At 46.2% G+C, this 26,548-nt stretch carries 26 protein-coding genes; 21 read left to right on the top strand and 5 right to left on the bottom strand.

Going from position 1 to position 26,548, the window contains the following annotated elements:
• Positions 1–7: 7 nt before the first annotated feature.
• Positions 8–985: a hypothetical protein gene (locus QUA10_RS02615; RefSeq protein ID WP_333086161.1), complete on the top strand. Its 978-nt coding sequence runs from the start codon at positions 8–10 to the stop codon at positions 983–985.
• A 92-nt stretch (positions 986–1,077) separates the two neighbouring features.
• Here QUA10_RS02615 and QUA10_RS02610 read toward each other — a convergent pair whose 3' ends face one another.
• Complete coding sequence (locus tag QUA10_RS02610; RefSeq protein WP_333080773.1) at positions 1,078–1,665, bottom strand: acireductone dioxygenase; 588 nt, start codon at positions 1,663–1,665, stop codon at positions 1,078–1,080.
• A 356-nt stretch (positions 1,666–2,021) separates the two neighbouring features.
• Here QUA10_RS02610 and der point away from each other — a divergent pair, with 356 nt between their 5' ends.
• The 8 genes from der (at position 2,022) to QUA10_RS02570 (ending at position 8,527) form a co-directional block, all read left to right on the top strand.
• On the top strand, positions 2,022–3,383 hold the full coding sequence (gene der, locus QUA10_RS02605) for a ribosome biogenesis GTPase Der (protein ID WP_333080774.1): 1,362 nt from the start codon (positions 2,022–2,024) through the stop codon (positions 3,381–3,383).
• Positions 3,384–3,535: 152 nt separating this feature from the next.
• Positions 3,536–4,531: an energy-coupling factor transporter transmembrane protein EcfT gene (locus QUA10_RS02600; protein WP_333080775.1), complete on the top strand. Its 996-nt coding sequence runs from the start codon at positions 3,536–3,538 to the stop codon at positions 4,529–4,531.
• Between the two features lie 166 nt (positions 4,532–4,697).
• Positions 4,698–5,156, top strand: a complete 459-nt coding sequence (gene acpS / locus QUA10_RS02595; protein WP_333080776.1) for a holo-ACP synthase — start codon at positions 4,698–4,700, stop codon at positions 5,154–5,156.
• 42 nt (positions 5,157–5,198) lie between these two features.
• A complete protein-coding gene (gene pipX, locus QUA10_RS02590; RefSeq protein WP_333058020.1) occupies positions 5,199–5,468 on the top strand; it encodes a transcriptional coactivator PipX in 270 nt (89 codons plus the stop codon).
• 72 nt (positions 5,469–5,540) lie between these two features.
• Positions 5,541–6,206: a YggS family pyridoxal phosphate-dependent enzyme gene (locus QUA10_RS02585; RefSeq protein ID WP_333080777.1), complete on the top strand. Its 666-nt coding sequence runs from the start codon at positions 5,541–5,543 to the stop codon at positions 6,204–6,206.
• A 117-nt stretch (positions 6,207–6,323) separates the two neighbouring features.
• A complete protein-coding gene (locus QUA10_RS02580; protein WP_333080778.1) occupies positions 6,324–6,941 on the top strand; it encodes a cell division protein SepF in 618 nt (205 codons plus the stop codon).
• 141 nt (positions 6,942–7,082) lie between these two features.
• Positions 7,083–7,928 carry a pyrroline-5-carboxylate reductase gene (gene proC / locus QUA10_RS02575; protein ID WP_333080779.1) on the top strand — a complete coding sequence of 282 codons (846 nt, stop codon included), beginning with the start codon at positions 7,083–7,085 and terminating at the stop codon, positions 7,926–7,928.
• Positions 7,929–7,939: 11 nt separating this feature from the next.
• Entirely contained in the window at positions 7,940–8,527 is a 588-nt protein-coding gene (locus QUA10_RS02570) for a Uma2 family endonuclease (protein ID WP_333080780.1), read from the top strand.
• A gap of 22 nt (positions 8,528–8,549) precedes the next feature.
• On the opposite strand, the gene plsY is transcribed toward QUA10_RS02570, so the two are convergent.
• The 4 genes from plsY to QUA10_RS02550 all read right to left on the bottom strand — a co-directional run bounded on the left by plsY (position 8,550) and on the right by QUA10_RS02550 (position 12,035).
• Positions 8,550–9,230 carry a glycerol-3-phosphate 1-O-acyltransferase PlsY gene (gene plsY, locus QUA10_RS02565; RefSeq protein ID WP_333080782.1) on the bottom strand — a complete coding sequence of 227 codons (681 nt, stop codon included), beginning with the start codon at positions 9,228–9,230 and terminating at the stop codon, positions 8,550–8,552.
• A 164-nt stretch (positions 9,231–9,394) separates the two neighbouring features.
• On the bottom strand, positions 9,395–10,726 hold the full coding sequence (locus QUA10_RS02560; protein ID WP_333080783.1) for a DUF3086 domain-containing protein: 1,332 nt from the start codon (positions 10,724–10,726) through the stop codon (positions 9,395–9,397).
• A gap of 58 nt (positions 10,727–10,784) precedes the next feature.
• Complete coding sequence (locus QUA10_RS02555; protein ID WP_333080784.1) at positions 10,785–11,177, bottom strand: DUF3119 family protein; 393 nt, start codon at positions 11,175–11,177, stop codon at positions 10,785–10,787.
• Positions 11,178–11,240: 63 nt separating this feature from the next.
• Positions 11,241–12,035, bottom strand: a complete 795-nt coding sequence (locus tag QUA10_RS02550; protein WP_333080785.1) for an MlaE family lipid ABC transporter permease subunit — start codon at positions 12,033–12,035, stop codon at positions 11,241–11,243.
• A gap of 186 nt (positions 12,036–12,221) precedes the next feature.
• Here QUA10_RS02550 and QUA10_RS02545 point away from each other — a divergent pair, with 186 nt between their 5' ends.
• From QUA10_RS02545 to QUA10_RS02490, 12 genes are all read left to right on the top strand, one after another.
• Complete coding sequence (locus QUA10_RS02545; RefSeq protein WP_333080786.1) at positions 12,222–12,509, top strand: hypothetical protein; 288 nt, start codon at positions 12,222–12,224, stop codon at positions 12,507–12,509.
• 252 nt (positions 12,510–12,761) lie between these two features.
• Entirely contained in the window at positions 12,762–13,205 is a 444-nt protein-coding gene (locus QUA10_RS02540) for an Hsp20/alpha crystallin family protein (RefSeq protein ID WP_333080787.1), read from the top strand.
• Positions 13,206–13,487: 282 nt separating this feature from the next.
• The gene (locus tag QUA10_RS02535; protein WP_333080788.1) at positions 13,488–13,850 is read left to right on the top strand and encodes a hypothetical protein; all 363 of its coding nucleotides are present in this window, start codon (positions 13,488–13,490) and stop codon (positions 13,848–13,850) included.
• A 1-nt stretch (position 13,851) separates the two neighbouring features.
• Positions 13,852–14,235, top strand: a complete 384-nt coding sequence (locus QUA10_RS02530) for a hypothetical protein (RefSeq protein WP_333080789.1) — start codon at positions 13,852–13,854, stop codon at positions 14,233–14,235.
• Between the two features lie 348 nt (positions 14,236–14,583).
• Positions 14,584–14,985 (top strand): fasciclin domain-containing protein, encoded by a 402-nt coding sequence (locus tag QUA10_RS02525; protein ID WP_006634220.1) that lies wholly within the window; start codon positions 14,584–14,586, stop codon positions 14,983–14,985.
• 202 nt (positions 14,986–15,187) lie between these two features.
• Positions 15,188–20,293 (top strand): PAS domain S-box protein, encoded by a 5,106-nt coding sequence (locus QUA10_RS02520; protein ID WP_333080790.1) that lies wholly within the window; start codon positions 15,188–15,190, stop codon positions 20,291–20,293.
• A gap of 316 nt (positions 20,294–20,609) precedes the next feature.
• On the top strand, positions 20,610–20,837 hold the full coding sequence (locus tag QUA10_RS02515; RefSeq protein ID WP_190656515.1) for a hypothetical protein: 228 nt from the start codon (positions 20,610–20,612) through the stop codon (positions 20,835–20,837).
• Between the two features lie 320 nt (positions 20,838–21,157).
• Entirely contained in the window at positions 21,158–22,243 is a 1,086-nt protein-coding gene (locus QUA10_RS02510; RefSeq protein WP_333080792.1) for an amino acid ABC transporter substrate-binding protein, read from the top strand.
• A gap of 262 nt (positions 22,244–22,505) precedes the next feature.
• On the top strand, positions 22,506–23,720 hold the full coding sequence (locus tag QUA10_RS02505) for an ABC transporter permease subunit (protein ID WP_333080793.1): 1,215 nt from the start codon (positions 22,506–22,508) through the stop codon (positions 23,718–23,720).
• Between the two features lie 174 nt (positions 23,721–23,894).
• Positions 23,895–24,416, top strand: coding sequence for a DUF29 family protein (locus QUA10_RS02500; protein WP_333080794.1), 522 nt, complete (start codon positions 23,895–23,897; stop codon positions 24,414–24,416).
• 117 nt (positions 24,417–24,533) lie between these two features.
• On the top strand, positions 24,534–25,733 hold the full coding sequence (locus tag QUA10_RS02495; RefSeq protein ID WP_333080795.1) for an amino acid ABC transporter permease: 1,200 nt from the start codon (positions 24,534–24,536) through the stop codon (positions 25,731–25,733).
• 61 nt (positions 25,734–25,794) lie between these two features.
• A complete protein-coding gene (locus QUA10_RS02490) occupies positions 25,795–26,547 on the top strand; it encodes an amino acid ABC transporter ATP-binding protein (RefSeq protein ID WP_333080796.1) in 753 nt (250 codons plus the stop codon).
• Position 26,548 lies beyond the last annotated feature (1 nt).

Raw genomic sequence — 26,548 nt, 5'->3', positions numbered from 1 at the left:
ATGAAATTTGGAGAGACACGCTAAGCGAGCATCTCAGTTTTGCTTTTACTATCCCTGTGCGATCGTCCGCCTCCCACTCCTAAAAAATACTTGTTACAAAACTGAGATGCTTCCCACGGTAATGCCGCGTCTCTACTTGCAGCAACGATCCATGAAATTACCGGAAATGAAACATTTAAAATCAAGTTCCGCCGACTTACGGGATTTATTCAAAGACAGCATTACAGTTAAATATCTCGCGGAACCGCTGAAAGCTGTCCCCGCTTGCGAAGACGCAGCCAAGTTGCGATCGTGGATGGAGACCCGCGATTTTGACGTGCTCGGTATCGAAGAAAACGGCACGGTTTGCGGCTATGTAGAACGATCGCACTTAAAGACAGGCAAGTGCAGCGACTACCAGCAAATTTTTCACCCCTCCCAATTAATTGCCGCCGCCACTCCTTTGATGGAATTGCTGCCGCTGCTGCGAGAAAAACCGAGATTATTTGTATTAGAAAGCAACAGGATCGACGGGATCGTTACCTGCGGCGATTTGCAAAAAGCACCGGTGCGGATGCTGCTGTTTGGATTGGTGACGCTTCTGGAAATGAATTTATTGCGGATCGTGCGGATTTACTTTCCCCAAGATTCTTGGCAAAAATTGCTTAAGGGCGATCGCATTTTAGCCGCCAAACACCTATGGGAAATGGGGCGATCGCGAAATGAAGCAATTGACTTAATTGATTACCTGCAATTCTGCGACAAGCGAGATTTAATCCTGACTTCTGCTGAAATAGTCGATCGGCTGGGGCTCAAATCCAAACGCTACGGGGAGCGTTTTTTAAAGTCAGCAGAAGCATTGAGAAACAAATTAGCTCACGCTCAAGATTTAATTAACGGTTCTTCTTGGCCGGAAGTAATTTTTTTGGCTCAGGAAATAGAAGCGCTTTTGCAGCGTTGCGAAGAAATTGAAATGGCCGCACCTAATGAAGTAGAGAGCATTTAATTCTCGTCTTTTAGAGAGATACTTTGTTTGTATTGTTGCCATTTCACTCGCCTATTTTGATAGAGAAAGGTGCGCCGAAGCGCACCCTAGATTTAGTTTTTAATTTTTAGTTTCCTGTTAGTATACTGAGGAACCCAGCCTTGAGCGGTGGTGTAATACTGCAAGGCTTTCAAGTACAACGACGGAGTGAGATAAAACCAATGTTCGGTATTGGCAGGTACTTTAATGTATTCTTCAGCTTGCAGCATTAATTGTACCTGAGAGCCGTTAGAATACACAAACCCAAAAACGCATTCCCCAGCTAAAATGTGAAGAACTTCTGCATCTGTGTGGGTGTGAGTGCGATCACTTTGAGTCATGAGCGCGTAAATCTGCTGCGAACCTGGATGCAGCACTTTCAAGTCGCACCACTTATATCCGCTGGCGCGCTTAAACTCTTCAAACTCGCTATTAAATGCTCCGAGAATCTGCTGTTTTTCTGTAACATTGAGAATGTCTTGAACTAGCAGTTCCTGAAACGCCGGATTTTTGTTTGTGGGCAGGGAATCGATCTCAATATTTAAAACGGCCAGTTGACTCGCGATCGCCCGGATATCCGTATATGTTCTACCGTCTTCTAGTTGCAGAACAGCCATATTACCACCTAATGTTTTGAGCTTTGAGGGAAATTTAGTTTCCATTTTTAAGCTGCTGTTTTAAGCTTTCGTCAAAAACTAAACTCCTGCTTTTTTTCAATAATAGCCGATCGCTAAAATCCTATATCTACCTTCATAATCATCAAAGAATTACCACAGATGAGATGATTTGTTGAGTTATTTAAGTTTTATTTCTAATTCTCAGAGTGGGGCTGGGAATGCAGATCCATAGGCTGTGGCTATTTTTTAGGGTTCGATGTTTAAACGGGCGATCGGTAAAACACCGCCTACAGCATGAAAAGACAGAAACACAGCCTCAATCTATAAAAATCTCGTCAGATTAGCTTACAATACAAGACTAAAGCTCAAAATTACGGCGCAGCCTCATTGCTGCTACTTTTATGTCTCTACCTATAGTTGCTATTATTGGACGCCCCAATGTAGGCAAATCGACGATCGTCAACCGTTTAGCCAACACCCAAGACGCAATCGTCCACGACGAACCAGGAATCACGCGCGATCGCACTTACAGACCAGCATACTGGGGCGATCGGGAATATCAAGTCGTAGACACCGGCGGGCTAGTATTCGACGACGAGACAGAATTTCTGCCTTTAATTCGCGAACAAGCCATGGCGGCCCTCGCAGAAGCCAGCGCAGCCATTTTCGTAGTAGACGGAAAAACTGGACTCACCGGCGGCGACGAAGCGATTGCATCTTGGCTGAGACTGCAAAAAGTCCCAGTCATTCTCGCCGTCAACAAATGCGAATCGGAAAATACAGGACTCACCCAAGCAGCCGACTTTTGGCAATTGGGAATGGGAGAACCTTACCCAATTTCCGGCATTCACGGCAACGGCACCGGCGAATTGCTTGACAAATTAATTACTTACCTTCCCACGGAAGTATTACCAGAAGTTGAGGAAATTAAAGTAGCAATTATCGGTCGTCCCAACGTCGGAAAATCGAGTTTGTTAAACGCATTTCTCGGAGAAAATCGCGCCATAGTCAGCCCGATTTCCGGCACAACCCGCGACGCGATCGACACCTTAGTAGAACGCAACGGTAAAACCTACCGCCTGATCGACACAGCAGGAATCCGCAAAAAGAAAAACGTCGAATACGGCGCAGAATTTTTCGGGATCAACCGCGCTTTCAAAGCCATCCGCCGCGCCAATGTCATACTGTTAGTAATTGACGCAATTGACGGCGTTACGGATCAAGACCAAAAATTGGCCGATCGCATCAGCGAAGAAGGTCGCGCCTGTATCATAGTCGTCAACAAATGGGATGCGGTAGAAAAAGACTCCGACACCATCTACGAGTACGAAAGAGAAGTAAGAACCCGACTTTATTTCCTCGACTGGGCAGAAATGATTTTTGTTAGCGCCATGAGTGGACAGCGAGTTGAAAAAATCATTGAATTAGTAGACAAAGCCTCCGACGAACACAAACGTCGCGTCCCTACCGCCGTCATTAACGAAGTCATAGAAGAAGCCACAACCTGGCACTCAGCCCCAGTTACCCGCCAAGGAAAACAAGGCAAAATCTATTACGGTACTCAAGTGCGATCGCAGCCACCGACAATCGCCCTATTTGTCAATGATCCCAAACGCTTCACCGAAAATTACCGCCGCTACATGGAAAGCCAATTCCGCAAACATCTAGGCTTTACCGGTACACCAATGCGGCTACTTTGGAGAGGCAAAAAAGTTCGTGCCACAGAAATGAGCACAACAAATAGAGCACTGCGCGTCAAGTAATTTTCGATTTTAGATTCAATAAAAAACGCAATTTAACGACCAAAGCAAATTGCGTTTTTTTCTCTGCTCTTCCTTCGTGTCTTCGCGGTTCAATAAATTATTATTAATAATCGACCATCTAAAATCTAAAATCTAAAATCTAAAATCCCCAAATGGACTTACTTAGATCGCTCCCCATAGGACTTTACCTAGAACAGCCCGTAACCTGGCTTCACCGACTAGACTCCCGCGTAAAACTAGCCTGGCTGATGACATTTCTGATTGCGCCAATACTCGCCAATCCCATCTGGCGGTTGATGCTAGTAGCAATGTTAATCGTACTGACACTAACAGCAGCAATTCCCTTGCGCGTGTGGAAACAGCAAATGGGAATGCTGCTGCTATTCTGCCTATTAGTATTTTGCCTCAGCGCGATCGCCCCCGACGGACTCCCCGCAGAACACCAGCCCCGCATCCCTGCCGACGAATTAACCTTTTCCCAACAGCCCGCAACCCTTCGGGCCCCTCAAAAGCCCAAACCCTGGTACCAATCTTTTAACTTAGGCTCAAACTCCCCAATCCCCAATCCCAAAGCCCAAAGCCCAAATCAACTCCCCCAACCCACAAACTACCGTTACGTTGTATTCAAACAAGGCCCGATTAAAATCACCCGCAAATCCCTAGATTTAGCTATAAACGTCAGCACCCTATTTTTTACAGTAATTTACAGCACCAACCTCTACCTTCTCACCACAGCCAGCGAAGAAATTACCGCCGCCCTTGAAAACTTAATGCAGCCCTTGCGCCGCTTGAACTGGCCTATTACCGAAATAGCCTTAACATTAACTTTATCTTTGCGATTCATTCCCCTAGTATTGGAAGAAATACAAAATTTAGTGCGATCGGTCAGAACCAGAGCGATAAACTGGAAAAAACTCGGATTTCGCAGCGCCGCTCAAGTGTGGTTGATGATAGCCGAGCGACTGTTAGAAAACTTGCTCCTGCGAGCTGAACAAATTGCCAGCGCCATGAAAGTTCGCGGCTTCACCAGTCCCGATCGACACCGGGTAGAATGGCACCAGTTGCAATTGAAAATCCGAGACTGGATAGCCCTCGGCTGCTTGCTCGTCCTCTGGAGCGCCCGCTTCGTTTGGGGTTGGGACAGTTAAGATTTTAGATTTTAGATTCTAGATTTTAGATTGAAGAATTTTGAAGAATTGGGAATAAGTGATGAAGCTCGTCGTTTGGAGCACGGGCCTAGAGTTGAGTAAGTTTTGTCTGCTACGCGACAGTCCTGCTACAGTAATGGAGACAAATATTTAGAGAACCAAGACCTTGAACATCTATCTTGGGACAGATATCGTATATGTTCCGCGCATTCAAGCCGCATTAGACCGGTTTGGCGATCGCTTCCTCGAAAAAGTTTACACACCCGCCGAACAAAGGGATTGCGGGCAACTAAATTCTCAACACAGCAGCATTAAAGGTAAAATGAATCGAGTTTCCTGCAACCAGCTAGCGGGGCGCTGGGCAGCAAAAGAAGCCGTTGTCAAAGCTCTAGGCACGGGATGGCGGGGAATACGGTATGCAGATGTGGAGATTCGGCGCTCCGAAAACGGTGCTCCAAATGTGCAACTGCACGGAACCGCAGCAGCGCAAGCCTCTATTTGGGGAAATTGCCAGTGGCAATTAAGCCTCAGCCACGACGGAGACTACTGCACGGCTACGGCTATCGCCCTTTGTAGCCCGCCGTCAAACAACGCCGTCGGGCGATCGAGCGAAACTAAAATCTAAAATCTAAATCTTTAATCTAAAATTGATCGATTGTGAGCGTGAATGACTACCGAAACTTACCTGAATCATCCAAACTTTGGCCTCCTCTTCAGGGTATCCCAGGTTGAAGACAGCCAAGAATTATTTACCACCCTATACGCCCAGCGCCTGTTTTTTTTGGTGACAAACGGCCCTGGCGGGCTGAGATTTGAACCAATCAGCCGCTCCGACGCTCGCCTCATGGTTGAAATTCGCCTGCGAACCCTGCGTCGCAGCGGTCAATATCACGAGTACGACCAATTGCAGACCATTCACCAGCGCACATTTCAATAACGAAAATCAGTAACTTGGTAATTGGTAACTGTCTTAATTTTCCTTCCCTCCCGTCAAGAGCGTTGAGTACCCATGACCATAGCCTCTCGAATTAACAGCATTCGCCAACACTTGCCGGACTCAGTGCGGTTAATTGCCGTTACCAAACAGGTACCCACTGATGCTATCCGCGAAGCATACGACGCCGGTATCCGGGATTTTGGCGAGAGTAAGGTTCAAGAGGCTGCCGAAAAACAAAGCCAACTGCAAGATTTGCCGGATATCAACTGGCACTTAATCGGGCACTTGCAAGCCAACAAAGCTGCCAAGGCCCTAGAGCATTTCCAGTGGATTCACTCTCTCGACAATTTAAAACTCGCTCAGCGACTTTCGCGCTTGGCGGGGGAAATGTCCTCCTCTCCACAAGTGTGCCTGCAAGTCAAAATGTTGCCCGACCCGGACAAATACGGCTGGAGCGTTCCAGAACTGCTGGCCGACCTTCCAGAACTCAACAAATGTCAGCATATCAAAATTCAAGGTTTGATGACAATTTCTCCGCTGGGATTAGATGACTCGCAAATCCTCGAATTATTTAACAGCACTCGCGAACTTGCACAGAAAATCCAGCAGCAAAATTTGCCCTGCATTCAAATGCAGCAGCTCTCGATGGGGATGTCGGGAGATTATCATTTGGCAATTCAAGCAGGTGCTACTATGGTACGGCTAGGACAAACCTTATTTGGCTCTAGGAGGGGATAAGTAATTGAAATCTTCTGATAAAGACAATTTGGGTTAAATATAGAATAGTCAGCCACCCGCGACTAACGCGCAACGCGAGTATAGTCGGGGCAGCAAAGTCGTGAAGGAGCGTAAATCATGAATATTTTTTCTAAACTGCGAGATTTTGTAGGCATCAACAATGAGCCTGAGTACGATGACGTTTACGACGAAACGGAAGGGGAGCGCTATCAGAACTTCTACCAAGCGCCTGAACCCAACCCCGCTGCCGTCGCAGCAGCCGAAGAAGAACGTCGTCAAAATCGTAGAATGCGAGAGCGGTCAGTAGTAGGATCGACAGGTATGGATGTCGTTGCACCAACCGGGGGAGTAGGGTCAGTAATGAATAACGTGATTGGAATGCCTGGAGCTATGAACGGGATTTCGGAAGTAGTAGTAATGGAGCCGCGCACTTTTGAAGAGATGCCGGCAGCAATTCGAGCTCTTAAGGAACGCAAGTCTGTGGTTTTGAACCTGACGGTGATGGACCCAGACCAAGCGCAAAGAGCTGTGGACTTTGTGGCTGGCGGTACTTATGCCCTTGACGGTCATCAAGAGCGAATTGGCGAAAGTATTTTCTTGTTTACGCCTAGCTGCGTGCAGGTGAGAACTCAGTCTGGTGTGGTTCACGAAGTGCCTCCTGCTCAAGGACGGCCTCGTGCTGCTGCTCCTGCGCCGACAGTCTGGCCGGCAGAACAAGCTCCAGTAGCTCAGTAGTCTGTTGACTGTTGACTGTTGACTGTTGACTGTTGACTGTTGACTGTTGGCAGTTGACGGTTGGCAGTTGGCAGTTGGCTATTGAAAAATAATTAATAACTAATAATAACTAACTAATAACAACTAACTAATAACTGACTAATGACAAACATAAAATTTGGTACGATCGGCGGCGGGGTAATGGGAGAAGCTCTCTTATCCCGCTTAATAGCAGAAAAAGTTTATTTGCCTTCAGAAATATTGGTGAGCGAGCCTGGGGTAAAGCGCCGCGATTTTTTGACTGAGAAATACGGGATTGGAACAACAGCCAGCAATCTAGAAGTTGCTGCCGCTACAGAAGTGCTGTTTTTGGCAATTAAACCGCAAGTTTTTGATACCGTAGCTTTGGAGTTGGCGGTGGCGGCCGATCGCAAACAGGGAAATAATGGAGAAACGGCTGATTCCCAGCCAGAAGCGCTGGTAGTGTCGATTTTGGCAGGAGTGCCACTCAGCAAGCTCGAACCAGCCTTTCCGGGGCGGGGAGTGCTGCGGGTGATGCCGAATACTCCAGCCACAGTAGGAGCGGGAATGAGCGCGATCGCTCCGGGAAAACTTGTTCAACCGGCTGATTTAGAATTGGTAAAGCGCATCTTTCAGGCCGTAGGAGAAGTGGTAGAAGTACCTGAGAGTATGCTGGATGCGGTGACAGGGCTTTCGGGTTCCGGGCCTGGTTATGTAGCAATTTTGATAGAGGCCTTGACAGATGGCGGAGTTTGTGCAGGACTACCACGGGCGATCGCCTCTCAATTAGCTTTGCAAACTGTATTCGGTACGGCGAAGCTAATGCAAGAAACGGGAATGCACCCGGCACAATTGAAAGATCAAGTTACGAGTCCCGGCGGTACAACTATTGCGGGAATTGCTAAATTAGAGAGTAGCGGCTTTCGTTCTGCGCTAATCGAAGCAGTGAAAGCAGCTTCTTTGCGTTCTCAAGAATTAGGTAAATAGGTGTTAGTGCCATGCTGACTTTAAAATTAGATTTAAGTCCGTGGATCAAGTTGACAGACGATCAGTTTTACGAACTGTGCCAACATCACCCCAATTATAAATTTGAACGGAATGCAAAAGGAGAACTGCTGATGATTCCACCAACGGGAGGAGAAACTGGAAACCGTAATATGGATTTATCCTATCAATTGCAAGCTTGGAGTCGCCAAAATCCGAATCTAGGAATTGCTTTTGACTCTTCCACCTGTTTTAGACTCCCAAACGGTGCAACTGGTTCTCCCGATGCTTCTTGGATAAAACGCGAAAGATGGGAAGCTTTAACTCCCGAACAAAAAAGGAAATTTCCGCCACTGTGTCCTGATTTTGTAGTGGAATTGCGCTCGCCCACTGATTCTATCAGAGAAACTCGAGATAAAATGCAGGAATATCGGGAAAATGGCGTTTGTTTGGGGTGGTTGATTGACCCGCAAACGCGGAGTGTGGAAATTGATAGGATCGATCAAGAAATAGAAATATTGCAGTCCCCTGTTACGCTGTCAGGGGAAAATGTTTTGCCCGGATTTGTGTTGGAACTAGGGCCAGTTATGGGAAATAATTGAAAAGGTGTCAGGCCGTTTCAGATTAATCGCTACTTGCTGTTTCCAATTTCTCTCCAATCCTCGGTTCCGTACCATTTAACAGCCGCTGAATATTGCTCCGGTGCCGCACAATTACAAACACACCGCCCGCAATTCCAAACAATACATAAGCCAGCGGCTGATGTAAAGCAAACATCAATCCAGCAACGCTAATTGCCCCGATAATCGAACTTAAAGAGACAATTCGCGATACCGCAAATACTATCCCGAAAATTCCGAAAGTTCCCAAACCTACTGGCCAGTACAAACCAAGCAAAACTCCCAAACTCGTAGCCACTGATTTACCGCCGGTAAACCCCAGCCAGATTGATTTGCTGTGGCCCAAAACAGCAGAGAAACCCGCCAAAGTTGCCATCCAAGGGAGGACAGTTGCAGCATTTTCTAAACCTGCTGCGGTTGCTAGCTGGCTGGTAAAAGTGAGAGAGTAAATATAGCGGATTAGGAAGATCGCACTTACCCCCTTCAACACATCAACCAACAACACCGCCAACCCCGGCCACTTCCCCAAAGTCCTCAGTACGTTAGTCGCCCCCGTCGAACCCGAACCAACCTCTCGAATATCAATTCCTAGCATCCATTTCCCCAAGGCGTACCCAGTCGGAATCGATCCCAGCAGATAAGCTGCTATTAGCAATGCGCCATTTAAAATTATCCAGCTAGCCATTTTTTAATTTGAGATTTCGTGTACAGCAGAAGGAAGAAGGAAGAAGGAAGAAGGAAGAAGGAAGAAGGAAGAACCAATTCCGGTTAATTTCCCCCGGATTTTCTTCAGTCCGCGCAGGCGGACGAAAGTTTGTATAGCAGCGAATTATATTCGCCCGGACTTGCTCAAAAATCCTTAGCAGCCATCAAAGTTTGCGGATCGGCAGCAAAGGCCAGCCATAACGGAAATTGCAGGATTGACAAACTAATTAAATCCTCAGTTTCATCAATCACAATTAGCGGCAATTTGCCATCTTTCACCAGTCGATCGGCTTTTTGAGCCAAAGCTTCCGCAGACTCAAACATAATAATCCCCCTTTCCGGGCCAAAATCGCTGCGAGTAATGCCCAAACAGTCCTGCAAACCCCGGCGCCACTCTCCCAAACGTTCGGGACTGTTGGCGAGCACCAAAGTCCGCACCCGTCCACCATAGACGCTTCTGAGTACAGAAATAATTGTCGAAGTAATCAAGATATTTTGCAAGCGCGAACCCATAGTTCGCAAAGCACCCCTTCCTCCTTGGGTGAAAAACCAGTTAGAAACTCGTTCCGCGTGGATGGGTTCAAAAGTGCGGCGAAGTTGCCAAGGCGGGCCGTAGTAGTCGGGGACAGTGCGATATTGATCGAGGGTGCGGCGAATTTGTTTGGCTTGTTCTTGAAATCCCTGTTCGGCAAATTTGGGATTTACTGGTGCTGAGGATTGAGAATCTTCAGCACCAGTTCGCTGTGGTGTTTCAGGGGCGGGCGGTGTCAAATCTAAGAGTTCGGCGGTAGCGGCCAAATCCTGCAAACTGCCTACTAAATAGTCTTTGAAACCCTGGACTCGAATTGCTAAATCTTGGGAAACGCCGGCAAAAGTGGTTCGCATTTCCTTTTGAATTCGATCGCGCCGGCGTTCGAGTTTTTCTACTTCGATTTGTAGCGCTTGTTTGCGCTGATCTAGTTGAATCAAGCCGTCTTGTACCAAACGCCCGATCGATGCTTGAGCCTGGCCCAACGCTTCTATAGCATTGGCTTTCTCGGCTTCCAAGGCTGCAATTTTTTCAGTCAAAGCTTGTTCTTGCTGGTGCAATTCTTTGACTCTCTCTGCCAACTGTTGGGTAACATTGTCTGGGATGGGCGTTACCGTTTCTGCGGTTGCTGTTGGCACAGAGTCTTTTGGAAGCTCGATTTGAGCGATCGGACTTTCTGATTCGCCATCGTGGGTGTTGGGCGGAATTTGGGCGATTGTGCCTGCTTCGTCCACGAATTCGGCGATTTCGGCATCTTCCTCTGCCAGCGGCGGGTCTGTTTCTGGCGGGAGTTGGGCTGGCAGTTCATTTTCGTCGAGCCACAAATCCTCTGTTTGAGATAGAAGTTGGTATTCCGTCTCATTCACGGGCAAATCGACTTCGCTTTCACCGCTTGGGGCGGCTGGTTGTGGTTGCGGTTCTTGGGTTGGAGATTCGTCTGAATTCATGGGAAATTTTGTTCGGCGTGGGCACGGAAAAGTTAAAAATTAAAAATTAACAACTTTTTTAGTCTTGACGGGGACAGCGCTGTTCTAAGCAGGTCTGTAGCATTTTACGATCGAACAGAACAGGCAGAAAGTGAATGCTGTTAATTTCTTTGAAATAGAACAAAATCGGCACAGCGGGCCAAAATATCCGCCAATTTTGCCATTCTCGGTAAGGAAAGTGGCGGATTAAGTTGGACGATCGATAAATGTCCAAATCTGTTGGGGTAAATTGTAGCCGGATGGTGGCGGCTTGGTACATCAGAAACAAGCCGAACACAGAAAGCGGCAAACTCACCCACTTCTGCACGAACAGCAGCGGTACGGCCGCCAGTACCAGGACTAGGGGAATCGCATAACTCGGAGCGAGCTCGATCGTATTTGTCGGCGCAGTCGAAGAGGCAGTTGTAGTCACGGGTTTAAATCAAGGGTAGTAAACGAATGTTGCCAATTATTCATATTTTATCCGTTTCCTAGCTTACAGGCCTTTGAGTACGCTAGAGCCCGTCCCCTGAAACATCAGCCAAGTCAGGAAAAAGTTCACAATAAAAATAGCCAGTAAAGCCGTCACCACCGCCGTAGTAGTCGATTGGCCGACGCCTTTTGCCCCGCCGGTGGTGGTCAAACCCCAGCTAGTGCCGATTACAGCAATCAAGCCACCGAATACAAAAGCCTTAATTGCCGCGCTGCAAATATCCCACAAACTCAGGAAATTGCGGACTGATTCTAAAAACACGCTTTGAGAGATGCCGTACATCGTCGTAGCAATCAGCAGTCCGCCGAGGACGCCGGTGACGAGACACATGATGGTTAAAATTGGCAGCATCAAGCAGCAAGCAAGGACGCGGGGAATTACTAAATAGTCGATCGGGTCTGTTCTGAGCATCAGCAGGGCATCTATCTGTTCTGTCACCTGCATCGTGCCGATTTCCGCCGCAAAAGCCGAACCTACTCGCCCCGTCACGATTACGGCTGTTAAGACGGGGCCGAGTTCGCGCGTCAAAGACAAAGCCAAAACGCCACCGACGACATTGCCGGCACCGAGGTTAATAAATTCCCTCGCTACCTGAATAGTAAATACCATGCCGACAAAACCCGCAGTCAGCAAAGCAATCAGCAGAGATTCCGGACCGACTGCTGCCATTTGATCGAGGGTGTTGCGGCGGTGAATTTTGCCCTTCAGCAAGTGCAGCATGACTTGGCCGCCCAATAAAGCTGCTGCCAGCAACCGCTGACTCCACAAACTGAGGCTCGAAGATGTACTGGTGCTCAAGGGGATTTCGAGTATAGAACAACTGCCAAAAATGAAATCTATCTACAAATCTTAAACAAGTTTTTTCTATAACATTTAAGATTTCTGACAGAACTGGCCACGGAGGGCGATCGCTGCCTATCGTAGAAAAGGACAAGTTTTGTTTGCTTGCACCTTTCGGCAGTTTAGCTGAATTTACTGACTCTTATGAGCATTTTTCCCAATTTTCTTCGCTCTGTACTGCTCACCAGCCTGTTGAGCTTTGTCGCCCCCTTATTGTTAATCGGTGCGGGATTGACTAGCTTTTCGCTGATCCGCTTCGTGCCTGCTCTCCAAGGATTAGGCCGTTCTGGAGAAGACCTGATTTTGCAGTTCTTAGCTACTTTCGGCAGCGGCTGTCCCCTCCAGGGTTTTTTCGTCATCGGTATAACTTTTGGTTTGGTGGGTGCTTTGTTTGATACCTACGCTTCTTATCAGCATTCGCGGTGGAGTTAATTGAACCTTCGATTTTAGATTTTAGATGGGAATTCCTGGCTCGAATCTAAAATCTAAAATTGCTTGGTTCGGGTTGGATCGGATATCCGCACCTGCAATTATTTAGTAGTATCGATCGCGAATGTTCGGAAATGTGATCGGCTTTTTGGCGGAAAACCGAATCCCCCTATTTCGGAAGCTGGAATATATTAAATACAGGTTGAGTCAAGTGTTTCTCAACCTTAAAAACGTCAGATAGTCGAGGTATTAGTTATGGCACTTATTCGTTGGGAACCTTTGCGGGAAATGGACTCCTTGCAACGAGAAATGAATCGGTTGTTTGATAGCTTGTCACCGGCAACGGATCGCGCATCTAACGGTGTTGCTTTTGTACCCCCCGCCGAACTCGATGAAACTCCCGAAGCCATCCACCTTAAATTAGAAGTTCCGGGCATGGAAGCTAAGGATTTGGATGTACAAGTAACGGCAGAAGCCGTTGCTATTAGCGGCGAACGCCGTCTGGAAACTAAGAGTGAAGATAAAGGCATGACTCGCTCTGAGTTCCGTTACGGTTCGTTCCGCCGGGTGATTCCCCTACCCGCACGGGTACAAAATGACAGTGTAGAAGCTGAGTACAAAAATGGAGTTTTGCACCTGAATTTGCCTAAAGCGGAAGCAGAAAAGAACCGCGTGGTGAAAGTTCAAATTGGCGGCTAATAATTGTTTCCTACTTTAGTTAGTTTTAGTTAATTAGTAGGGGGCGCAAGGCACCCCCTATTTGTTTTGGGAATTGAAAATTGGTCATTGGGAATTGAAAATTGGGCCGAAAAGCATTGGCAATTGCGAATTTTATGAATGATTCTTCCTTGATCCTTTATCCTCCTTCCTTCTTCCTTCTTCCTTCCCTTTATCCGTTACATCCGTTACATCTTCAGAAAGCGAGTCCGTTGCCGAACTTCCTTTTTCCGATTATGCAACTGTGCTAAACTCGAAGATGCAATGGTTGGTGAGGAGACTTGCGTGCCGAGTCAGGGAGTGGGAGGAAATGGAATTGCATCTGAGTTTGGAGACTTAACTGGGATGACTCGCCAAGAAGTCGATAACTTTTTGCGCGGACTGGGTGCTAAGGTAAAAAGTTCTTCAGGAAATTATGTTGAATACAAATTTTCTGACAGGTCAAAAGTCATAATCCGCACTAATAGTGAAGTTGTTCGCCTCCCAGCACCGCGATATGGCTCAGATGGTAGAAGAATAAACTGGGGTTTGCGTCTTGACAAAGATGGTAGCGTACTCCAAACACGCGATGAATTTGGCAATCAGATTCCGGATACGCACATTACTGGAGAAAAAGTGAGTAATTAATATGCCTGATGACTACAACTTGCTTAATTTAGGTGGACTTACATCCCTCGTAAAAAATGTCAATGTGTCTTTGTGGGGGAATGAAGTCTTACTGGAATGTATCTACGATCCTACAGGCGATCAATTGCCTTACTGTTTAGTTTTTCAAGACTGCCGAGAAATTATGTGGGAGGTTCATGATGAAGAAGAAGTAAAAGAACCATTAGCTGATTTGATTGGTTTTCATTTGGGTGAAAACGCGCACCGGAAAGCAGCTTTGATTCATACCGATATTTTTGAAATTTCAATTTTGTACGGCAGTTTTAGCATTCACAAGGGAGAAAACGTCAATGCTGAAGATTTAGAGACAGAGGTTTTGGTATCACAATCGCCAGCATTATTGTAGGAATTTAAAAGCACCGCGCCGTTAAATTGCTAAGAGGTTAGTAATATTATGTCGTGTAAAATAACTATTACAGTCATGGACGCACTCCGACTCCTCGAAACTGGGTTTTTTACCTAATCTGCGGGTTTTAACGAAGTATTTTCGTAAAAAACCCGGTTTCTGGGCCCCCATGCGTAAGTCCTATATTATTAGGTTTGTAGTGAGGACTGAAGTCCTCAGCAAAAATATGAGTATTGAAGTCCTCACTACAAAATAATTACCCATTTTTCAAAAAAGACAGTAGGTATTGTTGCCCGCCTCAGTTTACGATACTTAATAGAACTTTTTTCCCAGATGAGGTAAAACACAATGCCTGATATTGTTGATATTGCCGTAGGTGCGGGTTCATTTCAAACCCTGGTAACGGCGGTGCAAGTAGCTAATTTAGTAGATGCGCTCAAAAGTCCTGGCCCTTTCACTGTCTTTGCACCCACTGACGATGCTTTTGCCAAATTGCCACCGGGAACTATCACAACCTTAGTGCAGAACGTTCCCCAACTAACCAGGATTTTGATGTTTCACGTCGTATCGGGGAAGTTTATGAAGGCTGATTTGGCAAAACTCGGTTTTGTTACTTCCTTAGAAGGTTCGCCGATTAAAATTGATTGTTCAGACGGTTTTGAGGTGAAAAATGCTACTGTTGTCGCTGCGGATATCGAAGCTGATAACGGCGTGATCCATGTGATCGATAACGTGATTTTAATGGGATAATTTCGCCGTCTAATCTCGCTGGGGGAGCCAAGCAGGTGCTTTGCGGTGCCGCTTTGCTCCCGATCGCACGTTTTTTTTTACCGGTTGAAGGTAATTTCAATATAAAAAAGTTGTCTTTTCGGCGGATGTATTTTAAGATGATTGTTTGAAAAAGTTGAAAAATTAATAATTATAATATAAGCAAACCAGTGTGGTGAGCACTATGCAAATCCTAGCCGCCAGCCTCAAAGCAAAAGTCCGCCAGCGTACCTTGGAACTGCAAGTTCTCAACGAACTTACTGCAAAAGTTCAAGCCGCTCTCAGTGTTGAGGAAATTTGGTCTGCGTGTCTGGCACATCTCGATCGCCTCATTCCCACACAGGCGATCGCAATTTTGACGCTACCGGACGATCAAATATACCTGGAACACTTACAGCAGTTAAGTGGTAGCACCAAAGCCGAAATAGAAGGGCGCTTGCAAGCTGCTTGCGCTGAATGGCTCGCTGGCAATCGGGACTGGGCGCACAACATCACTCCGCCACCAATTGCTCAGTTTCAGTCGGTCTTGATGGCACCAGCCAACCTGGATGAAAGTGAAGAATTGTTGGGAGTATTTTTCATTGGTGCAGAGCAGGCAACTGCTTTTAATTTGGAACACCTTTGTTTGCTCCACACTGTCGCTCAAATTTGCGCCAAACAGTTAAATATATTAGCATCTAAAACAACCAGTGTCAAGGATAAATTCCCAAATATTTTGGCTCTGGATTCGGAAAGTCAAGAACTATTGTTGCGGGCTGTAATGGACGAGGCTCCGGACAGAGTTTTTGTGAAAGATAGAAACTTTAGATACATTTTTGTCAATCAAAGTTTTGCTGAATATTTGGGGAAAAATGTTGAGGAAATTATCGGCAAAGATGATATTGAATTAGGGTTTTCAGCCGAATTAGTATTTGGCGCTCGCAACAACTCAATTAGGGGCATCCGCGAGGAAGATCGAGCTGTGATCGGTGGGGAGAGGGTTCGCAATCCCTACCAGGCGATCGTCTTTGACAGTGGCAAACAGCACGTCTTTGATACGCAAAAAGTGCCACTGTTCGATGCAGAGGGTAATATATTTGGGGTTTTGGGTTTTTCTAGAGAGATTGGTCAATTGCAGGCCACAGATGAAGCCAGGAATCAAAGCCAAGCCAAACTGCAAAAAATTACTGCTAGCGTACCCGGTACGGTATATCAAATTGACTTGCATCCAGACGGCTCGATGGCTTTCTCGTTTGTGAGCGCGGGCTGCCGAGAATTGTATGAAATAGAACCAGAGGTGGCTCAGCAGGATTTTAATGTAATTGTTGACATGATTCATCCCGAAGATCGAGATGATTTTCTCAACTCGGTGACGCTTTCTGCTGAAAATTTGCAGCCTTGGCGGTGGGAAGGAAGAATTGTCACTCCGTCAGGAAAACTTAAATGGGTGCAAGGAGCTTCCCAGCCAGAATTCCAAGCATCGGGGGAGATAGTTTACTACGGCTTGTTCACGGATATTAGCGCCCGGAAACAAGCTGAACGGAAGCTGCAACTTTATCAACAAATCTTTTTGAAATCCAACGATGCGATCGCGATCTTAGACCCCGAAGGCTATTACTTAGAAACAAATCAAGCTCACACGGCTTTGCTGGGTCACAGCGCATCAAAATTGTGGGGAAAAACGCCGGCCACTCACATGGGAGAACAGGCATTTATGTCTGTGCTGCAAAGCTTGGCAGAAACAGGGAGTTACCGAGGCGAAATGACCTGTATTAAGGCTATGCAAGCAGGAACAGTTGAGGTGGAGGTTTCGGCTTTTGCGGTTTTAAATGATGCTGGGGATGTAGTTTGCTACGTAAATGTCAAAAGAGACATCACCGAACGCAAGCGAGCTGAGGAAAAACTAAAGCTTTACCGAGAAATATTTTTAAACTCCAATGATGCGATCGTCATTATCGATGCTGACGGGTTTTTCCTCGAACAAAATCTTGCTCACCAAACGCTTTTAGAATACACAGACGCGGAATTAGAAGCAGAAGCGTCGCCGCTGGTTGCGGGGGAGCGCTTTTCGGCAATTGCCCAAAGTTTATCGAAAACAGGAACTTTTCGGGGCGAAATTACTAACTACACTAAAAAAGGCCAGAGGCTGGCGATCGACGTTGCGGCATACTCTGTGATTAACAACGCCGACGATGTAATTTGTCATGTCTGCGTCAAGCGCGACATTACCGAACGCAAAAAAGGAGAAGAAGAACGGCAAAAATTTGTGTCGCTGATTGAAAACAGCAGCGATTTTATCGGTATGGCTACCCTGAAAGGCAAAACACTGTTTGTCAACGAAGCCGGACGAAAACTGGTGGGTGTAGAGAATCTTTCGGCAGTGCTTTATACGGAGATATGGGATTATATTGGGTCCTATTTTCAACAGAAATTCAGTCAAGAGATTTTACCAACAATTATCAGTCATGGCCAGTGGCAAGGCGAAGGTCAAATGCAGCACTTGGGCAACGGACAACCCATTGATGTTGTGATGAATGCTTTTCTGGTCAAGCACCCTCAAACCACCGAACCGCTGTGCTTTGCTGCGGTAATTCGCGATGTCACCGAACGCAAGCAAGCTGAGAGAATGCTGCGCGAACAAGCAGAACAAGAACGGCTGGTTTCGGCGATCGCCCAGCGAGTCCGCCAGTCTCTCAACCTGACTCAAACTCTGAGCACTGCTGTACACGAAGTGCGACAGTTGCTGGCAACTGACCGCACGGTAATTTATCGTTTTGAGTCCGAGGAAACAGCGCTGGTTGTTGTGGAATCTGTAGGGGATGATTGGATGCCCCTGCTGGGCAGAAAAGTTCAAAGAACATCCTTTGGGGAAAGTTATGTATGGCTGTACAGTGCAGGAACGATTCAAACAATGGCAGATATTTATACGGCAAATTTGAGCGAGGAACACCGAGATTTACTTGCTAGTTTGCAGGTAAGGGCTAATTTAGTTGTACCAATTTTTATAGGCGATGAAAGTCAGGGGTTGGCAGCAGAATATTCGCCGGAAACTCGCATTGAACTGCCGGAAAGGAGTTTGGAAACGAGTCAAAATCGGTTGTGGGGATTGCTCATTGCCCATCAGTGCAGCGCTCCGCGTGTTTGGACTGATTCTGAGATGGATTTGCTGGGAAGGTTGAGCGTGCAGTTGGCGATCGCCATTCAGCAATCTACTCTTTTTGAACAAGCGCAGCAAGCCCGAGAAGTAGCCCTAGAAGCGTCTCGAATGAAGTCGCTATTTTTAGCAAATATGAGTCACGAAATCCGTACTCCGATGAATGGAGTGATGGGGATGACTGATTTGCTGCTGAAAACGAATCTTACTCCCGAACAGCTTGACTTTGTACAGACGCTGAAACTCAGCGGTCAAAATTTACTCTCCATCATTAATGATATTCTGGATCTCTCCAAACTGGAAGCCGGAGAAATGCGCTTAGAAATACTAGAATTTAACCTCAGTATCTGTATGAATGAAGTGCTGGATTTGTTGGCAACTCCCGCACAAGAAAAAGGTATAGAAGTGGTGGCACTTATTGACAACGACGTGCCGCTGCAAATTAAAGGTGATGCAGCACGGTTGCGGCAAATACTCACTAATTTGATCAACAATGCTATAAAGTTTACAGAAGCAGGAGAAGTGGTCATTGAGGTGGCTAATGCTAGTAATCCTGAGTTATTGGCAGCTAGCGATAATCAGAAAATTTTAGAGAATATCGAACCGTTAAAAATAGAAAACAATGACTCGATGCTCCTGCTGTTTAAAGTCACAGATACAGGAATTGGGATTGCTCCAGAAGACAAAAAAAAGCTGTTTCAATCTTTTACTCAAGTTGATGCCTCTACGACAAGAAAATATGGTGGCACAGGTTTGGGGCTGGCTATTTCTAAGGAGTTGGTGGAGTTGATGGGTGGGCAAATCGGTGTGGAAAGTACCCCTGGCAAAGGCTCGACTTTTTGGTTTACCGTGCCGACAGTTGCGGAAAATTCAACTGCTGTCGGTACAGCGTGCGAAGTGAATTTTGAAACGGTGCTGGCGGGGCGAAAAATGTTAGTTGCCAGCGACAAGCCGACAGTGCGAAAAGTGTTAGTGAGAATGGCTGTTGTGTGGGGAATGGATGTTGAGGAGGTTGAGAACGGTTGGATGACGATCGCATCTCTGTACAAAGCTGTCAGCCTTAATTCCCCTTACGATATCGTTTTGGTTGATATTCAGTTGCCCGAAATGGTGGCGGGAAGTCTCGAACGCTTGAGGATTTCTGAGCCTGCAATGCAGCAGACGCATTGGGTGGTGCTGACTTCAATGACTCAGCTTGCAGAGGCGAAACGCTTGGTAGATAGCGGTTTTAGCGGGTATTTAACTAAACCTGTGAAAGCTCACCGACTATTTGATTGCTTGGCGAATGCGATCGCCCCGATCACGCTGATTGATGAGTCGCAGGCAAACCCAACGTCCAATCGAGCCTCAGCTATTGACAACCGGGAGTTAGCAAGTTTAAAGATTTTGTTAGTTGAAGATACTCCAATCAATCAAAAAGTTGGTCTCAATCAACTCAGAGTTTTGGGATGCACTGCGGATGTAGCCAATAACGGTGCAGAGGCGCTATCTATGGTTGCTCTGAAAAAGTATGACATTTTGTTGATGGACTGTCAGATGCCGATTTTGGACGGTTACGAAGCAACGCTGGAATTGCGCCGCCGGGAAGCTGCAGATGTTGCTGCTGGGAAGAGGGAGCCGCATCAAAAGACGGTGGTGATTGCAATGACTGCGAATGCTTTGAAGGGCGATCGGGAAAAGTGTCTGGCAGCGGGCATGGACGATTATATTAGCAAACCTATTGCGATCGAAAAGTTAAAATCGGTACTAGCAAATTGGTCTGCGAAGCTAAAAATTGAAACTCCCAAGTTTAATGGCGAGGAACTTCAAAATTCTGATCCCGATATCGAATCGGTAGTCGATATGGCACGTTTGCACGAAATTTCTGGCGCTGATGTAGAGTTTGAGCGGGAAATACTGCAAGCTTTTGTGGTGGATACTGCTAGTTATTTAGAAGCTGCTAAGGAGGCGATCGCCTCGGGAGATATGGAGACACTCGCCCGCCATGCTCATCAAATTAAAGGTGTTAGCGCTACGGCGGCGGTGCGGTTAATGCCCGATATGGCAGATCAGCTTCAAAGTCGGGCTGAGTCTAATGATTTGGAGGGGGCTACAACAATCATCGCTGAATTAGACATAATTCTGGCGAGGGTTCAAAAGTTGGTGGCTGCTGAGTAATCAATCAATTTTCTTTTGAACCCGGCTATCGGGCGCGATCCCGGACAGCTCTTGGCAGCCCCGGCGAGCGAGCGCGTGTAAAGATTGTTAATCTTTTATCAAGATGTTTATCTCAATGTGAAGGAATTGGGAACTCTTATAACATCTTGTGTGTTGTAACTTGTGACACTACTGTCTTAAGTTATTGTGGTCAAATATAAAATAATCATTAAGCCGATCGACATAAGGGTGCTTTTCGTCTATCGGCTTGAGACACCAAGACCCGCTTTTCGCTATCCCCGCCCATTAAGTGCGTATTTACGCTCAACGAGGTTTTATGACTCCAGTCATGTTACGCCAACTCTGGTCATTAATTGAGACCACCCAAGCTACTCTGTTAGTCAATTTAGACGATGCCACCCTGGTACAGTGGCTGCTGAAGCAGTTAAAGACAAACTCTGCGCTCAATGGCAAAGAAGCAGATGTGTTGGACGAATACATCCAGTCTCGGCTTTCCCTAATCCGCGATTTAGCTGAGCAGCGGCTAGCACCAGAGCTACTGTGAGCGGATTCAATCAAAATCGGATAAATATTCCAGGGAACGGCGATGATCGCTCGCGCTGGGCAGAAATAGCAGAAAAGAAACCGGGTTTCGAGGATAAATCTTAGGTTGGACAACCAGGCCTCCAGCCAGAAACCGGGTTTCTAACTCTGGGATCCCAGTTGGCTCAAAAAAAAACAGGCGGGTAGTCGGTGCAGTTGCCGCAGTGCAGCACCGGATGCAGAATGGCTAATTTGAAGCCGGAGGCTTTTGTAGATCGCTGATCGCCACAGTTCTCGACAGCTACAAGGTAGGATTGTCAGGAAAGCGTTCTACTAAAATCTATGCGTAAATGGGGATTTCTGCTACTAGCAAGTGTGTTATTTGTGACACCGTTGGCATCTTGTAGGGATCGATCGGCACAAACCGGACAAACAACAGCAACAACTACTGCAGGTGGCAACTCGCAACAAGGTTCCAGCCGGATAGATACAATTGTCAGCCGCGGCAAACTGATTTGTGGCGTCAGCGGCGAACTGCCGGGTTTTAGCTTTGTAGACGAAAAAGGCAAATATTCGGGACTGGATGTGGATGTGTGCAGGGCTGTGGCGGCGGCAATATTTGACGACCCAGAAAAAGTCGAGTACCGAAAACTCAACGCCAAAGATAGATTTACAGTTTTGCAGGCCGGAGAAATCGACATTCTCAGCCGAAATACCACCTACACCGCGAGTCGCGACAGCACTACCGGACTGGAATTTGCCCCGGTGATCTTTTATGACTCTCAAAGCATCATGGTCAAAAAAGATAGTGGCATCAAAAGTTTAAAAGATTTTGCGGGCAAATCTATCTGCGTGCAGACAGGTACGAGCACCGAACAAAATTTGTCCGACCAAATGCGAAAATTAGGAATTAAATACACTCCTGTGGTGTTTGAAGATGTGAATGCTACCTTTGCTACCTATCAAGAAGGTCGCTGTCAAGGTGTTACAGCCGATCGATCGCAGCTAGTCTCGAAGCGGACAACTCTGCCAAATTCCGAGAATAATGTTGTTTTGCCGATCGTGATGTCAAAAGAACCGTTAGCCCCAGCGGTGAAAAGCGGCGATCCTAAATGGTCTGACGCGGTGAGATGGATCGTTTTTGCGGCGATTGAAGCTGAAGATTTGGGAATTAATTCGGGAAATGTAGACAAAATTGTTGCAAGCACTACAGACCCAAACGTCAAACGTTTGCTAGGAACAGAAGGAGATTTAGGTAAAGGTTTGGGACTCCCGAACGACTACGTAGTCCGCGTTGTGAAGAAAGTCGGGAATTACGGGGAAATGTACGATCGCAACCTCGGCCCCAAAAGTACACTCAAGTTAGAACGGGGTCAAAACAGACTCTGGAAAGATGGCGGTTTGCTTTACTCGCCGCCGTTCCGTTAATTTTAGTTAACTGTTGACTGTTAACTGTTGACTGTTAACAGTTAACCAACAAGATATTTTAGACAGCAAGGTACTCAGCGCTTACCCGACTTTTAAGGTGCTTTCTCGCTGTACCCTACAAGATATTTTAAGCAGGCTAAAGTTAGGTATAGTTCGATCTACAGCGGTTCTCAAAAAAGTGAGGTAGGCCCTATGCCCTATGCCCTATGCCCTATAGTACCTCATATGAGAACTCGAAAGGCTATACATTAAATAAACAGTTATGAATCCAGAACCTCAACCGGGCAAATCGCAGAAATTGCCCAAATTTAAAGATATATCAACACTGCTGCGGGACGATCGCTTCTGGAAAATAGCCGGACAGGCGATCTCCCTAATTTTAGTAATAGTTGTTATTGCCATTCTCTGGGACAATCTCAGTGCCAATTACTCGCAACTGGGAATTGCATTTGGATTTGATTTTCTCAATTCCCAAGCATCTTTTGACATCGGCGAAAGTGTAATCCCCTACAGTCCCGCCAACAGTTACAGACAAGCTTATTTTGTCGGTTTAATCAACTCGCTGCGGGTGATGGGTATCGGCATTATTTTCGCAACGGTTGCGGGTTTGACGGTAGGAATTGCGCGCCTTTCCGACAATTGGCTGCTGCGGAGTTTGGCTGGTTTGTATGTGGAAATTTTGCGAAATACGCCGTTATTGCTGCAATTATTTTTCTGGTATTTTGCAGTTTTCATTTCCCTGCCAAAACTGGAAGACAATCAGCAGATGAGGGGGCCGATTTACTTGACAAATCGCGGCATTGGTGTACCTTGGCCAGTGGCTTTGCCGGGTTTTGAGATTTGGGTGATTTTGCTAACTGTGGGAGTTTTGGCGGCGGCGGGGCTGTGGATGTGGCGGGCGCGGGTGATGTTGGAAGAAGCTAAGCCGGGAAGACAGTTGTTTTGGGCTGTAGGTGCGATCGGGCTGAGTGCAATCTTAGCTTTTATTATCACCAAAAATCTGCCTTTTCGTCTTGATTTCCCCCGCCTGACACCAGAATTGCAACTCGAAGGAGGATTAAAATTAACTCCAGAATTTGCCGCCTTGGTGACAGGACTCAGCTTGTATACTGGCAGTTACATTGCAGAAATTGTGCGGGCCGGAATTCAGTCAGTATCGAAAGGCCAGTGGGAAGCGGGAAAGTCTTTAGGGCTGAAGTCTGGAACAATGATGCGGATGGTAATTTTGCCGCAAGCTTTGCGGGTGATTGTGCCGCCTTTAACCAGTCAGTATCTGAATTTAGCTAAGAATTCGAGTTTAGCGGTTGCGGTTGCTTATCCCGACGTTTATTTTGTGGTGGGTTCTCCGACCTTGAATCAGACCGGTCGGGCGATCGAAGCAATGTTAATTATCATGGTAACATACCTCACAATTAGTTTGATAGTTTCTTTGTTCATGAATTGGTACAATAAAACCGTACAAATCAAGGAGAGGTAAATAGTTTATATTTAATCTATTTTAATGGAAATAAAAGGAGAGCGCGTTAAATGGCATACAGTGAGTTTAGCTTAGACCGAGTAACTAAAACTTGTGAGTTGAGGATTAAGCAATAATAAATAAATAAATCACAACTATCTTTGACTTGCGAGTATCAAATTGGAGGGGAATCAAATGACACAAGAATTAATTGCTCTTAGAAAGAGCATATTGGAAGGAAGGTATACGGATGCTTTGGCAATAGTCGATGAGTTAGATGGAATGAGCAAACAGGCTATTTTGCGACAAATCCAATCTTTTTTAAATGTTTTGCTGATTCACTTGATTAAAAATCAAGTTGAACAGCGATTAACTGGTTCTTGGGCAAGTTCGATTCGCAATGCAATCCGAGAAATTAAGAAGGCAAATATTAAAGATAATAAAACATCTTATTACATCAATTCTGATGAATGGGAGAGTTTTATAGAGGAGGAGGTGATTGAGGATGCGATCGCAGAGGCTGCGGAGGAAGTATTGAATGGTGTTTATACTCAATTTCAACTTGCAGAGATGATGGATAGAAACCTGATTCTTCAAACCGCTGTGAGGTTATTGAACTTGACTTATATCCATTCCGCCAAAGATTTACCCGCAGTGTTAGCCCAGCATTTAAGTCAGTTACCAGGTGGAGAAGATTGGATAAATCGGCGAAAATAAGTAGGATTTTTTTTAGCCGTGGCGATTGGAAATCGCGTCTACACAAACAAAACCCGCCTACGTGGGTTAATAAAATAACTGGTTGTTACTCTACGTCATAGGATTGAAAACCGCTATATGGAAACTGTCCCCATATTACCGCCCCCAGCCACCGAATCGCCTACCCCTTGGAATTGGGCGCGCAAAAATTTATTTAGTACCTGGTACAACAGCATTCTGACGGTAGTTTGCCTAGTTATCGCTTTCCAAACTATTAAAGGAATTATTGTTTGGGCAACAACCAAAGCTCAATGGCACGTGTTAGAAGCCAACTTGCCGTTATTTTTTGTCGGCAGATTTCCCCGCGAATCCTACTGGCGGCTGTGGATAGTAACGGCCATAATTGCCTTGTTGGGAGGATTAACTTGGGGAAACATTCAGCGGCAAGAACGTCTTTGGAATCCGCTTTTACTAATTATACTCGGTGCTGCGGTTGTGGGTGCGGTCATTTCCCCGATCGACTTAACATCTCGTTTTTACCTGCTAGCAAATATTATTGTAGCGGCTGCTAGCTATTGGGCGGGGAGACAAATTAACCCTAAAATAATGAGTTGGATGCCTGCAATCTGGGTTCTTTCCTTCCCAATAGTTTTGTGGTTAATTAAAGGCGGGTTGGGTTTGAGCGAAGTTTCAACAAATGATTGGGGCGGTTTAGTATTGACGCTGTTTTTAGCAGTTATTAGTATTGTGCTTTCCTTTCCTTTGGGAGTATTGTTAGCACTCGGCAGACAAAGTTCTTTGCCAGTGGTGAGACTGTTATCAACCTTATACATTGAAATTATTCGCGGTTTACCATTAATTGGCATTTTATTTTTAGGCCAAGTGATGCTGCAACTCTTCTTGCCGCCCGAATATCCCAAATTGGATAGAGTAATTAGAGCGATTGCGGGACTGACTCTATTCAGTGCAGCTTACTTGGCGGAAAACGTGCGCGGTGGCTTGCAGGCCGTGCCCAGGGGACAAATAGAAGCAGCTAGGTCGATCGGACTCAATACACCCCTGCTTACAATTCTCATTGTACTGCCTCAAGCACTGCGAATTGTCATTCCGGCGATCGGCGGTCAATTCATCGGATTATTCATGGATACATCCCTGCTATCTCTATTCGGAATGTTAGAATTAATCGGAATATCCCGCGCAGTTTTAGCAAATCCATCCTATATTGGCAGGTACGCCGAAGTTTACATCTTCGTAGGCATCATTTATTGGATATTTTGCTACTCCATATCCCTAGCCAGTCGCAAAATAGAGCGAACATTAGGAGTAGGTCTAAGGTAAAAAAATATCTGCGTTCATCCGCGTTCATCAGCGCTCATCTGCGGTTAAAAAGTCAAAAATTATGGAAACTCAGCAAACAAGCCCAGAAAGAGTAATCGTAGCAGAAAACGTCCACAAATGGTACGGACAATTTCACGTACTGCGCGGCGTCAGCATGACCGTAGACCGGGGCGAAGTCGTTGTCGTGATGGGGCCCTCTGGTTCGGGAAAATCGACGTTTATTCGCACATTCAACGCCTTAGAAGAATACCAACAAGGTAAAATTACGATCGACGGAATCGAACTTTCCCACGACTTACGCAACATCGAGACAATTCGCCGCGAAGTAGGAATGGTGTTTCAGCAATTCAACCTATTTCCCCACTTATCAGTATTGCAAAACGTCATGCTAGCGCCAGTATGGGTGCGCCGCTGGCCGAAGAAAAAAGCCGAAGAAGTTGCAATGCAACTGTTAGAAAGAGTGGGAATTTTGGAACAAGCAAAAAAATATCCCGGACAGTTGTCTGGAGGACAGCAGCAGCGGGTCGCTATTGCACGTTCTCTAGCCATGCAGCCTAAAATCATGCTGTTTGATGAACCGACATCAGCATTAGACCCGGAGATGGTGCGGGAAGTGTTAGATGTAATGCGAAATTTGGCTCAAACAGGAATTACAATGGTAGTGGTGACTCACGAAGTCGGGTTTGCGCGCGAAGTTGCCGATCGCATTGTATTGATGGATGGCGGCGTTTTAGTGGAAGAAGCCCAACCAGAAGAGTTTTTTCAGAACCCGAAGGAAGAACGCACCCGCAAGTTTTTATCTCAGATACTGTAAC

It is taken from the genome of Microcoleus sp. Pol8_D6 (assembly GCF_036700965.1).
In the GTDB taxonomy this organism is placed as follows: domain Bacteria; phylum Cyanobacteriota; class Cyanobacteriia; order Cyanobacteriales; family Microcoleaceae; genus Microcoleus.
This window is presented reverse-complemented; position numbering and strand designations above follow the sequence as displayed.